General features: G+C 54.2%; 13 protein-coding genes. 11 read left to right on the top strand and 2 right to left on the bottom strand.

Annotation, left to right across the window (positions count from 1 at the left end):
- The first annotated feature begins 139 nt into the window (after nt 1-139).
- The 8 genes from ulaA to malQ all read left to right on the top strand — a co-directional run bounded on the left by ulaA (nt 140) and on the right by malQ (nt 9,244).
- Nucleotides 140-1,543, top strand: a complete 1,404-nt coding sequence (ulaA, locus tag M2403_RS21010) for a PTS ascorbate transporter subunit IIC (RefSeq protein WP_165060951.1) — start codon at nt 140-142, stop codon at nt 1,541-1,543.
- 14 nt (nt 1,544-1,557) lie between these two features.
- A complete protein-coding gene (gene ulaB, locus M2403_RS21005; protein ID WP_104923679.1) occupies nt 1,558-1,866 on the top strand; it encodes a PTS ascorbate transporter subunit IIB in 309 nt (102 codons plus the stop codon).
- A gap of 10 nt (nt 1,867-1,876) precedes the next feature.
- Nucleotides 1,877-2,347 carry a PTS ascorbate transporter subunit IIA gene (gene ulaC / locus M2403_RS21000; protein ID WP_152327556.1) on the top strand — a complete coding sequence of 157 codons (471 nt, stop codon included), beginning with the start codon at nt 1,877-1,879 and terminating at the stop codon, nt 2,345-2,347.
- Nucleotides 2,348-2,372: 25 nt separating this feature from the next.
- Complete coding sequence (locus M2403_RS20995; RefSeq protein ID WP_152327555.1) at nt 2,373-3,029, top strand: 3-keto-L-gulonate-6-phosphate decarboxylase UlaD; 657 nt, start codon at nt 2,373-2,375, stop codon at nt 3,027-3,029.
- Between the two features lie 10 nt (nt 3,030-3,039).
- A complete protein-coding gene (locus M2403_RS20990) occupies nt 3,040-3,900 on the top strand; it encodes an L-ribulose-5-phosphate 3-epimerase (protein ID WP_165060957.1) in 861 nt (286 codons plus the stop codon).
- Nucleotides 3,897-4,586, top strand: coding sequence for an L-ribulose-5-phosphate 4-epimerase (locus M2403_RS20985; protein ID WP_259230814.1), 690 nt, complete (start codon nt 3,897-3,899; stop codon nt 4,584-4,586). The genes M2403_RS20990 and M2403_RS20985 overlap by 4 nt, the downstream gene beginning before the upstream one ends.
- Before the next feature lie 153 nt (nt 4,587-4,739).
- Entirely contained in the window at nt 4,740-7,154 is a 2,415-nt protein-coding gene (malP, locus tag M2403_RS20980; protein ID WP_259230813.1) for a maltodextrin phosphorylase, read from the top strand.
- A gap of 8 nt (nt 7,155-7,162) precedes the next feature.
- Nucleotides 7,163-9,244 carry a 4-alpha-glucanotransferase gene (malQ, locus tag M2403_RS20975; protein ID WP_259230812.1) on the top strand — a complete coding sequence of 694 codons (2,082 nt, stop codon included), beginning with the start codon at nt 7,163-7,165 and terminating at the stop codon, nt 9,242-9,244.
- A 65-nt stretch (nt 9,245-9,309) separates the two neighbouring features.
- Here the strand turns inward: malQ and nfuA are convergent, their stop codons facing one another.
- Both nfuA and gntX read right to left on the bottom strand, forming a co-directional pair.
- Complete coding sequence (gene nfuA, locus M2403_RS20970; protein WP_112288671.1) at nt 9,310-9,885, bottom strand: Fe-S biogenesis protein NfuA; 576 nt, start codon at nt 9,883-9,885, stop codon at nt 9,310-9,312.
- A 97-nt stretch (nt 9,886-9,982) separates the two neighbouring features.
- Nucleotides 9,983-10,672 carry a DNA utilization protein GntX gene (gene gntX / locus M2403_RS20965; protein WP_259230810.1) on the bottom strand — a complete coding sequence of 230 codons (690 nt, stop codon included), beginning with the start codon at nt 10,670-10,672 and terminating at the stop codon, nt 9,983-9,985.
- A 63-nt stretch (nt 10,673-10,735) separates the two neighbouring features.
- Here gntX and bioH point away from each other — a divergent pair, with 63 nt between their 5' ends.
- The 3 genes from bioH to mdcA all read left to right on the top strand — a co-directional run bounded on the left by bioH (nt 10,736) and on the right by mdcA (nt 13,968).
- Complete coding sequence (gene bioH / locus M2403_RS20960; protein ID WP_259230809.1) at nt 10,736-11,506, top strand: pimeloyl-ACP methyl ester esterase BioH; 771 nt, start codon at nt 10,736-10,738, stop codon at nt 11,504-11,506.
- Nucleotides 11,507-11,735: 229 nt separating this feature from the next.
- The gene (locus M2403_RS20955; protein WP_112288668.1) at nt 11,736-12,005 is read left to right on the top strand and encodes a YdgH/BhsA/McbA-like domain containing protein; all 270 of its coding nucleotides are present in this window, start codon (nt 11,736-11,738) and stop codon (nt 12,003-12,005) included.
- A gap of 301 nt (nt 12,006-12,306) precedes the next feature.
- On the top strand, nt 12,307-13,968 hold the full coding sequence (mdcA, locus tag M2403_RS20950) for a malonate decarboxylase subunit alpha (RefSeq protein ID WP_165060966.1): 1,662 nt from the start codon (nt 12,307-12,309) through the stop codon (nt 13,966-13,968).
- The last annotated feature ends 3 nt before the right edge of the window (nt 13,969-13,971 follow it).

The following is a 13,971-nucleotide window of genomic DNA, read 5'->3' as shown; positions in this document are numbered from 1 at the left end:
ATATCTTGCGAGACCGCTCACAAATAATCATTGTGAATCTTTATCTGATTCAATGTGAGCATTAGAGTTCGTCTGTCCCTCACTTTTATGTGCAGAGTCCTGCGCTGAAGAGATTAAACAAGGTCAGACGGAGAGTTATATGGAATTCCTCTACACCCTCTTTACCGTTTTTTTTAATCAGGTAATGACCAACGCGCCGTTATTGCTGGGGCTTGTAACTATGCTCGGTTACATCCTGCTCAGAAAGAGCGCGACGGTTATCATCAAAGGCACCATCAAAACCATCATCGGTTTTATGTTACTGCAGGCGGGATCCGGAATTTTGACGGGCACATTTAAACCTGTGGTGGCGAAACTTTCTGAAGTCTACGGAATTAACGGTGCTATTTCAGATACCTATGCCTCAATGATGGCAACGGTCGAACGCATGGGCGATGCCTACAGCTGGGTCGGCTACGCGGTGCTTATCGCGCTCGCACTGAACATCCTGATGGTGGTTTTCCGCCGCATTACCGGCATCCGTACCATCATGCTGACGGGCCACATCATGTTCCAGCAGGCGGGTCTGATCGCCGTCTTCTTCTACATCATCGGCTGGCCGATGTGGACCACCATCTGGTCGACGGCGATTTTGGTTTCGCTGTACTGGGGGATCACCTCCAATATGATGTACAAACCGACGCAGTCCGTAACGGAAAACAGTGGTTTTTCTATCGGGCACCAGCAGCAGTTTGCGTCATGGATTGCTTACAAAATCGCACCGTATCTCGGTAAGAAAGAGGACAGCGTTGAAGACCTCAAACTGCCCGGCTGGCTGAATATTTTCCACGACAATATCGTTTCCACCGCCATCGTGATGACCGTGTTCTTCGGCATTATCCTCTGCTCGTTCGGTCTTGATACGTTGCAGAAAATGGCCGGTAAAACCCACTGGACAATTTACATCCTGCAAACCGGCCTGATGTTTGCGGTTGCCATTTTCATCATTATTCAGGGCGTGCGTATGTTCGTCGCAGAACTGACGGAAGCCTTTAACGGGATTTCCCAACGCTTAATTCCTGGTGCTGTTCTGGCGATCGACTGCGCGGCGATTTACAGCTTCGCGCCAAACGCTGTGGTCTGGGGCTTTATGTGGGGCACCATCGGCCAGCTGATTGCCGTCGCCATTCTGTTTGGCGTGGGTTCTTCCATCATGATTATTCCCGGTTTTATCCCGATGTTCTTCTCCAACGCCACCATCGGCGTATTCGCGAACCACTTCGGTGGCTGGCGTGCCGCACTGAAAATTTGTCTGGTGATGGGGATGATCGAAATCTTCGGCTGCGTCTGGGCCATCAAACTGACCGGCCTCAGCGCCTGGATGGGCATGGCCGACTGGTCAATTCTGGCACCGCCAATGATGCAGGGATTCTTTAGCGTTGGCATGGCCTTCATGGGCGTTATTGCCGTAATCGCGGTGCTGTATATGTTCTTCGCCGGTCGCACGCTTCGCGCCGAAGAAGATGCCGAAAAACAAGCTCTTAATGAGTCCACTACTCACTAATTAACGAGGTTCCCATGACAGTACGAATTCTGGCAGTTTGCGGTTGCGGGCAAGGCAGTTCGATGATCATGAAGATGAAAATCGGGCAGTTTCTGACACAGGAAGGCGTGGATCACACCATGAACAGCTGCGCGGTCGGTGAGTACAAATCTGAGCTGAGCGGCGCGGACATTATTGTCGCGTCCACGCATGTCGCCGACGAAATCACCGTCAGCGGCAACAAATACGTCGTCGGTGTACGCAACATGCTCTCGGCGGCGGATTTCGGACCGAAAGTGATGGAAGTCATTAATGCTCACTTCCCAACGTCGCTGAAAAAGTAAGGAGCGTGCAATGAAACTGCGAGATTCGCTGGCCGAGAATAACTCGATTTGTCTGAACGCGGAGGCAGAAACCTGGCAGGAAGCGGTCAAAATTGGCGTCGATATGCTGGTGGACGCCGGTGTGGTTGAGCCGCGTTATTACCAGGCCATTCTGGATGGCGTTAAAAAGTTCGGACCCTATTTCGTCATAGCGCCGGGACTGGCGATGCCGCATGGCCGCCCGGAAGAAGGCGTCCTGAAAACCGGTTTTGCGCTGGTGACCCTGAAAAAGCCGCTGGTGTTCAACCATGAAGATAACGATCCGGTGGATATCTTGATCACGCTGGCTGCTGTGGATGCCAGCGCGCATCAGGAAGTCGGCATCATGCAGGTGGTGAACCTGTTTGAAGATGAAGCCAATTTTGACCGCCTGCGCGCCTGCACCACCGCGCAGCAGGTACTAGATTTGATCGACCAGACTTCCGCCACGGCGGTTAACTAATTCGTTAGCAGAGAAGGAATTCATTATGTCTCATTCATTACCGATGTTGCAGGTGGCGCTGGATAACCAGTCGATGGACGATGCTTACAAAACCACGCGTCTTATCGCCAGCGAAGTCGACATTATCGAAGTCGGCACTATTTTGTGTGTCGCAGAAGGCGTGCGTGCGGTGCGTGATCTGAAAGCGCTGTATCCGGAGAAAATCGTGCTGGCCGATGCCAAAATTGCTGATGCCGGGAAAATTCTCTCGCGCATGTGTTTTGAAGCCAACGCCGACTGGGTCACCGTGATTTGCTGCGCCGATATCAACACCACCAAAGGTGCGCTGGAAGTAGCAAAAGAATTTGGCGGTGACGTGCAGATTGAACTGACCGGTTACTGGACGTGGGAACAGGCGCAGGAATGGCATGACGCAGGTATCCGGCAAGTGGTTTATCACCGCAGCCGTGACGCACAGGCTGCCGGTGTGGCGTGGAGCGATGCCGATATTACGGCGATCAAACGTCTTTCCGATATGGGCTTTAAAGTCACGATCACCGGCGGTCTGGCGCTGGAAGATTTGCCGCTGTTCAAAGACATTCCGGTACACGTTTTCATTGCCGGGCGCAGTATCCGTGACGCGAAAGACCCGGCAGACGCGGCGCGTCAGTTCAAAAAATCCATCAGCCAGCTCTGGGGTTAAGGAAAATCGCATGATGCACAAAGCCGTTCCACTCGGTATCTATGAAAAAGCTTTGCCTGCGGGTGAAGACTGGCTGATGCGCCTGACGCTGGCGAAAGAACTGGGTTTTGATTTCGTCGAAATGTCGGTGGATGAAACCGATCACCGGCTGGCGCGGCTTGACTGGTCACGCGGGCAGAGACTGAACGTAGTGGATGCGATTTCGCGCACGGGCATCCGCATTCCGTCGATGTGCCTGAGCGCGCACCGGCGTTTTCCGCTGGGCTCTGAAGACGATGAAACCCGTAATCAGGGGCTGGAAATCATGCGTAAAGCCATCGTGCTGGCGCAGGATTTAGGTATCCGTGTCATTCAGCTCGCCGGTTATGACGTCTATTACCAGCAGGCCAACGATCATACCCGTGAGCGTTTCCGTGCCGGTTTGCAGGAATCGGTCGAAATGGCCAGCCGGGCGCAGGTCACGCTGGCGATGGAAATCATGGATTACCCGCTGATGAATTCAATCAGCAAAGCATTGGGCTATACGCATTACCTGAATAACCCGTGGTTCCAGCTGTATCCGGACATCGGCAATTTATCCGCCTGGGACAACGACGTGCAGATGGAACTGGCAAGCGGTGCCGGACATATCGTCGCGGTACACGTTAAAGATACGCAGCCGGGCGTATTCAAAAATGTACCGTTCGGCAGCGGCGTCGTGGAATTTGAGCGCTGCTTCGAAACGCTACAGAAAAGCGGCTATCGCGGGCCTTATCTCATCGAAATGTGGAGTGAAACCGCCGCCGATCCGATGCAGGAAGTGCGCAACGCGCGCGCCTGGGTGGTGGATAAAATGCAGAAGGCCGGGCTGAATATGGAGGAAATGGCATGACGGACGCACTGAAACAACGCGTATTTGAAGCCAATATGGCGCTGCCTGCGTACGGTCTGGTGACCTTTACGTGGGGCAACGTCAGCGGCATCGACCGCAAGCGCGGGCTGGTGGTCATCAAACCGAGTGGTGTGGAATACGAAAAAATGCAGGCCAGCGATATGGTGGTCGTGAATTTGCGCGGTGAAGTGGTGGAAGGGCGCTACAGACCGTCATCGGATACCGCCACGCATCTTGAACTTTACGCCCGTTTCCCTGAACTCGGCGGCATCGTGCACACCCATTCGACCCATGCGACGTCGTGGGCGCAGGCTGGCGTTGCGATCCCCGCGTTAGGCACCACGCATGCGGATTATTTTGCCGGTGAGATCTCCTGTACGCGGCCTTTGTCGCGCCATGAAGTGAACGGAGAATACGAACTGGAAACGGGCAAAGTGATCGCCGCTGCGCTGACGGGCATTGATCCGCTGCATATGCCGGGCATTCTGGTCGCCCAGCATGGCCCGTTCTGCTGGGGAGCCACGCCGGAACAGGCGGTTCACAACGCCGTGGTGCTGGAAGAAGTCGCCAAAATGGCGTGGATCACTGGTTCAATCCGGCGCAACCAGACCCCGATGGATGATTACCTTATGCAAAAACATTTCAGCCGAAAACACGGGCCGGATGCCTATTACGGGCAAAAATAAAAATGGCCTTAAAAAGTTTTAGAAACAAACGGCAGTGAGCATTTTTTCGACATAGGGTTTATACATAAGTGTATTGGGATCACACTTTTTACCGCAATCAGGCTTTTTCTCACGGAAACATTCCGTCCCCACTGACAGAAAAGAGACTGCCCTATGTCGAAAATCACGCTCAAGCAGGATGTTTTTTTGGCGGCGCTAACCCGCCAGTGGCAAGCATTTGGACTTACTTCAGCCAGGGACATGACCCGGCATCAATGGTGGCACGCAGTCAGCGCCGCAGTCGCTGAACAGCTTCCTCCGCAAAATGAGTCCGTGAGCAGGAAAAGTAAAAAGATCACCCGCCACGTTAACTACATCTCGATGGAGTTTCTGGTCGGGCGGCTGACCGGTAATAACCTGATTAATCTCGGCTGGTACGAAAAAATTGCCAGCGCGCTTGAGCAGTTTGATATCAACCTGACAGACCTGCTTGAAGAAGAAATCGATCCGGCGCTCGGTAATGGCGGACTCGGGCGTCTGGCGGCCTGTTATCTCGATGCGATGGCGTCGGTCGGGCAACCGGGCACCGGTTATGGCCTGAACTATCAGTACGGTTTATTCCGTCAGCGCTTTGTTGATGGCAAACAAAAAGAGTCGCCGGATGACTGGCACCGCAGTGAATATCCGTGGTTCCGCCATAACAGTTCGCTGGCGGTGAATGTTGGCATTGGCGGGAAAATCGTAAAGAACGATCAGGGAGTTTCCCGCTGGGAACCCGAATTTACGCTGCGCGGCGAAGCCTGGGATTTACCGGTTATGGGGTATCGCAACGGAATTACGCAGCCGCTGCGTTTATGGGAAGCCACGCATCCGCATCCGTTTGATCTGGAGAAGTTTAATGACGGCGAGTTCCTGAAAGCGGAACAGCAGGGCATCGAAGCTGCCAAACTCACCAAAGTGCTCTATCCGAATGACAACCATCAGGCCGGTAAACGCCTGCGCCTGATGCAGCAGTATTTTCAGTGCGCCTGCTCGGTGGCCGATATCCTGCGGCGTCATCATTTCCTGGGCCGCAAAATCAGCGAGCTGCCGGATTATGAAGTCATCCAGCTTAATGACACGCACCCGACCATCGCCATTCCTGAAATGCTGCGCGTATTGCTCGACGAGCACCAGCTGAGCTGGAACGATGCCTGGCACATCACCAGCCGCACGTTTGCGTATACCAACCACACGTTAATGCCGGAAGCGCTGGAAACCTGGGACGAAAGTCTGGTGCGCAGCCTGCTGCCGCGACATTTCCAAATCATCAAACAAATCAACACCAACTTCAAAAAACTGGTCAGTAAAACCTGGCCGGGCGATGAAGCGGTTTGGGCGAAACTGGCCGTACATCACGACAAACAGGTAAGGATGGCGAATCTCTGCGTGGTGGCCGGTTTTGCAGTAAACGGGGTGGCGGCGCTGCATTCGGATCTGGTGGTGAAAGATTTGTTCCCGGAATATCATCAGCTGTGGCCGCAAAAATTCCACAACGTGACCAATGGCATCACGCCGCGCCGCTGGCTGAAACAGTGTAATCCGGCGCTTTCCGCGCTGATTGATGAACGCCTGAAAACGGATTCCTGGGTGAATAATCTGGATCTGCTGAAAGGTCTGGAAGACGGCGTAAAAGACAAAAAATTCTGCAAGCAGTACCGCAAAATCAAGCATGACAACAAAGTGCGGCTTGCGGAATACGTCTGGCAGCGCATGGGGATCCGCCTCAATCCTGACGCCATTTTCGATGTGCAGATAAAACGCCTGCACGAGTACAAACGTCAGCATCTGAATCTGCTGCACATTCTCTCCTTGTACCGGCAGCTCCGCGATAATCCGAAGCTCGACATTGTGCCGCGCGTTTTCCTGTTCGGTGCTAAAGCCGCGCCCGGTTATTACCTCGCCAAAAATATTATCTATGCGATCAATCAGGTCGCGGAGAAGATCAACAACGATCCGATCGTCGCCGATCGTATTAAAGTCGTGTTCATCCCGGATTATTGCGTGTCGGTAGCGGAACGGATGATCCCGGCTGCGGATATCTCCGAGCAGATTTCTACTGCCGGTAAAGAAGCGTCGGGCACCGGCAATATGAAGCTGGCGCTTAACGGCGCGCTGACTGTCGGCACGCTGGACGGCGCGAATGTCGAAATTGCCGAGCAGGTGGGCGAAGACAATATTTTCATCTTTGGCCTGACCGTTGATGAAGTAAAAGCCGAGCTGAAGAAAGGCTATAAGCCGAAAGCCGTGGTGAAAAAAGACAAACATCTCAAGGCGATTCTCGACGAACTGGCCAGCGGTTTTTATGCCAACGGCGATAAAAAGGCTTTCGATCTGATGCTCAACAGCCTGCTCGATGGCGGCGATCCCTATCTGGTTCTGGCGGATTTTGCTCAGTATTGCGAAGCGCAAAAACAGGTCGATAAATTGTACCGTAACGCTGACGAATGGACGCGCCGCACTCTGCTTAACACCGCGCGCGTCGGGATGTTCAGCGCAGACCGTTCAATCCGCGATTATCAGCAGCGCATCTGGCAGGCAAAACGTTAGGAGCAGGCATGGAGGATAAGCAACTTGTTGAGGCAGCGCGCCGGGCAGGTATTTTAGACAGCTTTATCAATATGTCGGATGAAGTAGAAACGGTGTCCAACGAAACGAGGGCATCGCTGCTGGCGGCCATGGGGCGTGATCCGGAAGATGTGCCCGAGGTAACGCCTTTGCCTGCGGTAAAAGTGTTTACGGAAGGCAAAAAAGTGCTGCTAACCCCGGAGGGCTGCGGCGCATTTTGCTGGCAGTTCACGCTTGAAAACGGCGACCAGACCGAAGGAACCGTTGAGGTTGGCAAGGTTCTGAATCTCAGCGCCGGATTGCCCACGGGTTACCATCAACTGACGTTATCGCAAAACGGTAGAATCTGGCCGTGCCGGATTATTGTTGTGCCGCCACGCTGTTATGAGCCGCCCGCGCTGCTGGCAGGTAAAAAACTGTGGGGTGCGACGGTTCAGTTGTACACGCTGCGGTCGGAAAATAACTGGGGCGTCGGTGATTTTGGCGATCTGAAAAAAATGGTGGAAGAAGTTGGCCAGCGCGGCGGCGCGTTCGTCGGGCTGAACCCGATACACGCGTTGTATCCGGCCAATCCTCTCAGCGCCAGCCCGTACAGCCCGTCGTCACGCCGCTGGCTGAATCTGGCGTACATCGACGTGAATGCGGTGGAAGAATTTATCGCCAGCGATTTGGCGCAAAGCTGGTGGCATTCCATCGAGACGCGAGATGCGTTGTTGCAGGCGCGCAGCACCGAGTTTGTTGATTATCCGCTGGTGATGCGGTTGAAATTAAATGCGCTGAAACTGGCGTGGCCGCTCTTTGGCGAACTGCCGGAAGCCAGCCAGCGCAAGCGGGATTTCCGTCGTTTTGTGTTGCTGGGCGGTGAAAGTTTGCGCCAGCAGGCGCTGTTCGATGCGCTGCATGTTCATCTGCGGGATTTAGATCTGGGATTGTGGGGCTGGCCGGTATGGCCCGATGCTTATCGTGACGCCAAAGGGGCGGATGTGGCGGAATTCAGCCAGCATTATGCCGGTGAAATTGAGTTCTACCAGTGGCTGCAATGGCTGGCACATACGCAATTTTCTGTGTGTTATCAGCGCAGCGTGGAGCTGGATATGCCGTTGGGTTTATACCGTGATCTGGCGGTTGGCGTGGCGGAAGGTGGTGCGGAAACCTGGTCAGATCCGTCGTTGTATTGTCTGAATGCGACGATTGGCGCGCCGCCGGATATTCTGGGGCCGCAGGGGCAAAACTGGGGGCTCCCACCCATTGATCCTCATGAAATGAAAGCCCGTGCCTATCAGCCATTTATCGATTTGCTGCGCGCGAATATGGCGGAGTGCGGGGCGCTGCGTATCGATCACGTGATGGGGTTACTGCGTTTATGGTGGATACCGGCGGATCAGGAGGCGGGGAATGGCGCGTATGTCCGTTATCCGCTGGAAGATTTACTCGGTGTGCTGGCGCTGGAAAGTCAGCGGCACCAGTGCATGGTGATTGGTGAAGATCTGGGGACCGTGCCGAAAGAAATTGTCGCCAGCCTGCGCGACAGCGGCGTGTATTCCTACAAAGTACTGTATTTCGAGCACGATAAACACTTCGTCTATCGACCGCCGGAAGATTACGTTTCGCAGGCGATGGCGACAGTGACCACGCATGATTTGCCGACGTTGCGCGGCTACTGGGAAGGCGGAGATTTAACGCTCGGTGCGTCGCTGGGTGTTTATCCGGACCCGCAGGTGCTGGAGAAATTGCGCGGGGAGCGCGAGCACAGTAAGCAGGGTTTGCTGGACGCGTTGCACCGGACAGGATGCGTGCCGAAAGCGACCAGCAAAACCGCAGCAGGCATGCCGATGACGTCGGTGCTTAACCGCGGTCTGCAACGTTATCTGGCTGACAGCGCCAGTGCGCTGCTCGGGCTGCAACCGGAAGACTGGCTGGATATGTCGACGCCAGTTAACGTGCCCGGCACGAATACTGAATATCCCAACTGGCGGCGAAAACTGACGCACACGCTGGAAGCGTTGTTCAGCGATGAGCACATTAATCTGCTGCTGGCGGATTTGGACCGCCGACGCAAAGGTATTTCTTAATCCGCAACCATAAAAAAGCACCCAACGGAAGGGTGCTTTTTACATTCTGTCTGATCAACGGTTAATCAGTAGAAAGAGTGCTCGCCGCGCTGGTGTTCGGTCAGATCGCGAACGCCTTTCAGTTCCGGGAAGTTTTGCAGCAGCTCTTTCTCGATGCCGTCTTTCAGGGTGACATCAATCATAGAGCAACCGTTACAACCGCCGCCGAACTGGAGAACTGCGATGCCGTCGTCGGTGATTTCCATCAGGGAAACACGACCGCCGTGGCTGGCCAGCTGCGGGTTAATCTGCGACTGCAACTGATATTCAACACGTTCCATCAGAGGCGCATCGTCAGACACTTTACGCATTTTAGCGTTAGGCGCTTTCAGCGTCAGCTGGGAACCCAACTGATCGGTGACGAAGTCGATCACCGCATCCTGCAAATAAGGCGCGCTTAATTCATCGACGAAAGCAGACAGTTTCTCGAACTTCAGTTCGGTATCCGTCGCTTCTACGGCGTCAGGCGGGCAATAGGAGACACCGCATTCTGCGGTCGGCGTACCGGGATTGATCACGAATACGCGGATTTGGGTGCCTTCTTCCTGGCTTGCCAGCAATTTGGCAAAGTGCTCTTGGGCAGCATCGGTAATAAGGATCATAACATTCGCTCAATAGTTGACTACTCTAGTTGGTTATAATACGCCCTTTGCTTTTACCCGTCACCCTTCCCGTTGCCAGAGTGTTAGCAGCACGTGCTTATGTCTGTAATGTCCGGCAGATACACGCGATTTGCACTGAAGCAACTCCCTGATTAATGAGCATTTTACTGATTTCCCGCACCGTGCTGCCGGTGGTCACCACATCATCAAGCAGCATCACGTTTTTACCGCGCAAATCGGCATGGCAGGTAAAGGCTTTACGCAGATTCCACTTTCTTTCCCGCTCGCTCAGGCTTTGCTGCGGCACGGTGCGCCGGTCGCGGCTCAGGGCGTACGGGCGATATTCGCAGTGCAGCCAGCGGGCCAGCGGCCGGGCGAGCAATTCACTCTGATTGTAGCCTCTGGAGAAATAACGTTTCTGATGCAGCGGTACGCTGAGGAGGATATCCGGACGCGGCAGATTACCGGACCGCCAGCGCGGCAGCCAGCGCAGCAGAAACAGGCGCGCGAGCGTGGTGTCCAGCTCAGGTAGGTTGGCGAATTTGAGCCGGAGCACCAGCCCGCTGACCGGCGGTTCATACGCGCTCGCGAAAACCAGTGCGTCCCACGGCGGCGGTTTCAGCAGGCAGCGGCCGCAATCGAGATTACCTCCGGTGCCGGGTAATCCACAGCGCGGGCAGCAGGGCGGTGCGGCGGGCAAATGTCTGAGGCACAGACTGCAAATGCCCTGTATCGCCAGATGGAGCGGACACTGACATAGCCAACAGCGGCTGGCAATTGTTAGCATAGCGGCGGGTTCCTTGTGCCATTTTTATGGATTGAACAATCAGACTGACACGGACAATACGCTATGAATACGCTTTACCGGGAGACAATCGGCGAAGGAGATCGCCATCTTGTGCTGCTTCACGGATGGGGACTGAACGCCGAGGTCTGGCGTTACACGGCGGAGCGACTTGCGCCGCATTTTTGTCTGCACCTGATCGACCTGCCGGGCTATGGCCGCAGTAAAGGTTTTGGGGCGCAGACGCTGGAAGAAATGGCTGATTTGGTACTGTCTGCCATGCCGCAAAAGGCTTCGCTGGTGGGCTGGTCGCTGGGCGGACTGGTCGCCAGCCAGATTGCACTGAGTGCGCCGCAGCGCGTGGAAAAACTGATTACCGTGGCATCTTCGCCTTGCTTTACCGCGAATGACAACTGGCCGGGCATCCGCCCCGATGTGTTGCAGGGATTCCAGCATCAGCTAAGTGAAGATTTTCAGCGTACGGTCGAGCGTTTTCTGGCGTTGCAGACGCTCGGCAGCAACAGCGCCCGTCAGGATGCCCGTTTGCTGAAATCAATTGTTTTGAATCTGCCAATGCCGCCCGCAGAAGTGCTCAACGGTGGGCTGGAGATTTTACGTACAGCCGATTTACGTGAGTCAATGACGACGCTGACCTTGCCGGTACTGCGTATTTACGGCGCGCTCGACGGGCTGGTGCCGAGAAAAATCGTGCCGTTACTGGATGCTTTACTGCCTGATTCTCACTCGGAAATCATTGAAAAAGCAGCCCATGCGCCCTTTATCTCGCACCCGGATGCTTTTTGTGAAATTGTCGAACGCTTTCTGATTGCAGACTGAAAACCAATGTAAAAATATTTGTCAAAATTCTGGCTAATTCCCAAGGGTGACTAATACTTAAGCCGATAGATGCCGGAGGTGAGAGGGGGAAATTTTCCATCGCCCGTTTGTGTCTCTGGGGAGAAATCTGGTGGTTGACCAGGAAGGTTCGTGCCAGCACAGATTCACCTGCCGTTCATATCTTGACTGCTTTCTTTCAAAACTATTCATCCAATTTAGAGGTAATGTCATGAAATCAAATAAAATTATTATTGCAGCCGTTCTGGCAGGTTTGTTCTCTGTGAACGCAATGGCCGCAGAGATGATCACCAAAGAAGAAGCTAAAGATAAGGGTTACACCAGCCTGGGCGTGGTAACAACCAGCAATGAATACACTGCGCCAATGGATGCTAAAGATGAGCTGTCCAAACTGGCTGATGAAAAAGGCGGGAAATACTACGTCGTGATCGCCGCGCAGGAGAAAAAGAAAATCACTGCGACCGCAGAAGTTTTCAAATAATCTTCTTATCTGCAAAAAAGGGATGCCATGCGCATCCCTTTTTTTCACCTGTTTTTGAGGGATACCTCTCATTCTTTGTTTTGTATCAAACTGTTTTTAAAGAATTCCCCTCAATCGTTACTCTCAGAGTAACGAAGTGTCCGCCGCCTTCATTGATGGTTATCTCGGCCCTTCCTACACTTAACACGCTAACTAAACAGGTCAAATGTGATGCAACCGCCACTTGACTGAACTTCCCACCGTCCTCTTTGTTTCATCACGTCGGGAAATCTTCAGCAAGCTCAACCCAGGGAGGTTTGGCATGCCGCAACATCCGCAGACCACGAAAGTGTGGGACACCCGCCGCAGCGAAAAACAACGGCGTATCGACAGTGTCCGTTCCGTGGCCGAGGGTAAAGTTTTACCCACTGATAAAATTATTCCTGTCCTCGAAACGCTGATTGCCTCCGGTGACCGCGTGGTGATGGAAGGTAACAACCAAAAACAAGCTGACTTTCTTTCCCGTTCACTGGCAAAAGTGAACCCTGAAAAGCTGCATGACTTACATATGATCATGCCGAGCGTCAGCCGTGCTGAACATCTGGATCTCTTCGAACGCGGCATCGCCCGCAAGCTCGATTTCGCTTTCTCCGGCCCGCAAAGCCTGCGTATCGCGCAACTGCTTGAAGATGGTCAGATGGAAATCGGCGCGATCCACACGTACATCGAACTGTATTCTCGTCTTTACGTCGATCTGGTGCCAAACATCGCCCTGATCGCCGGCTTTAAAGCAGACCGCAAAGGTAACCTTTATACCGGCGCAAGCACCGAAGATACGCCAGCGCTGGTCGAAGCCGCGGCCTTTAAAAACGGTATCGTCATTGCGCAGGTCAACGAACTGGTAGATGAAGAAACCGACCTGCCGCGTGTTGATATTCCGGGCGACTGGATTGATTTCGTGGTTGTCGCGGACAAGCCATTCTTCATCGAACCGCTTTTCACCCGCGACCCGCGTCTGATTAAACCGGTTCACGTGCTGATGGCGATGATGGCGATCAAAGGCATTTACGCCAAACACAACGTGCAGTCGCTGAACCACGGTATCGGGTTTAACACCGCGGCTATCGAACTACTGCTGCCGACTTACGGCGAACAGCTCGGCCTGCGCGGCAAAATCTGTAAACACTGGACGCTTAACCCGCATCCGACGCTGATCCCGGCTATTGAAAGCGGCTGGGTCGACACCGTTCACTGCTTCGGTGGCGAACTCGGGATGGAAGAGTATATCCGCGCCCGTCCGGACGTATTCTTCACCGGCTCTGACGGTTCCATGCGTTCCAACCGTGCGTTCTGCCAGCTGGCAGGCCAGTACGCGGTCGATATGTTCATCGGTTCAACGTTGCAGGTCGATGGTCTGGCGAACTCGTCCACCGTCACCCGCGGTCGTCTGGCCGGTTTCGGTGGCGCACCGAACATGGGCCATGACCCGCACGGTCGTCGTCACTCCACGCCAGCATGGCTCGACATGATTGAAGAGCCGGATCCGATGGCACGCGGTAAAAAACTGGTCGTACAGATGGTGGAAACCTTCCAGGCCGGTGGCAAGCCGACGTTCGTTGAAAAACTCGAAGCGGTCGATGTGGGTAAAGAATCCGGAATGCCGCTGGCACCGGTGATGATTTACGGCGACGACGTGACGCACGTGCTGACCGAAGAGGGGATCGCCTATCTGTACCGCGCCCGTTCTCTGGAAGAACGCCGGGCGATGGTCGCTGCGGTTGCCGGTATCACTGACATTGGTCTGGGCGTTGACGCCAAACGCGTCGCCGACCTGCGCCGTCAGGAACTGGTGGTCTTCCCGGAAGACATGGGAATTCGCCGCACTGACGCCACCCGCTCTTTACTGGCGGCTGGCAGCGTGAGCGAACTGGTCGACTGGTCCGGCGGTTTGTATAACCCGCCCGCCAAATTCCGCAGCTGGTAATCA

It is taken from the genome of Rahnella sp. BIGb0603, assembly GCF_024808755.1.
Lineage (GTDB): Bacteria > Pseudomonadota > Gammaproteobacteria > Enterobacterales > Enterobacteriaceae > Rahnella > Rahnella contaminans.
Note: the sequence above shows the minus strand (reverse complement) of the source record. Positions and strands in the feature narration are given on the sequence as shown.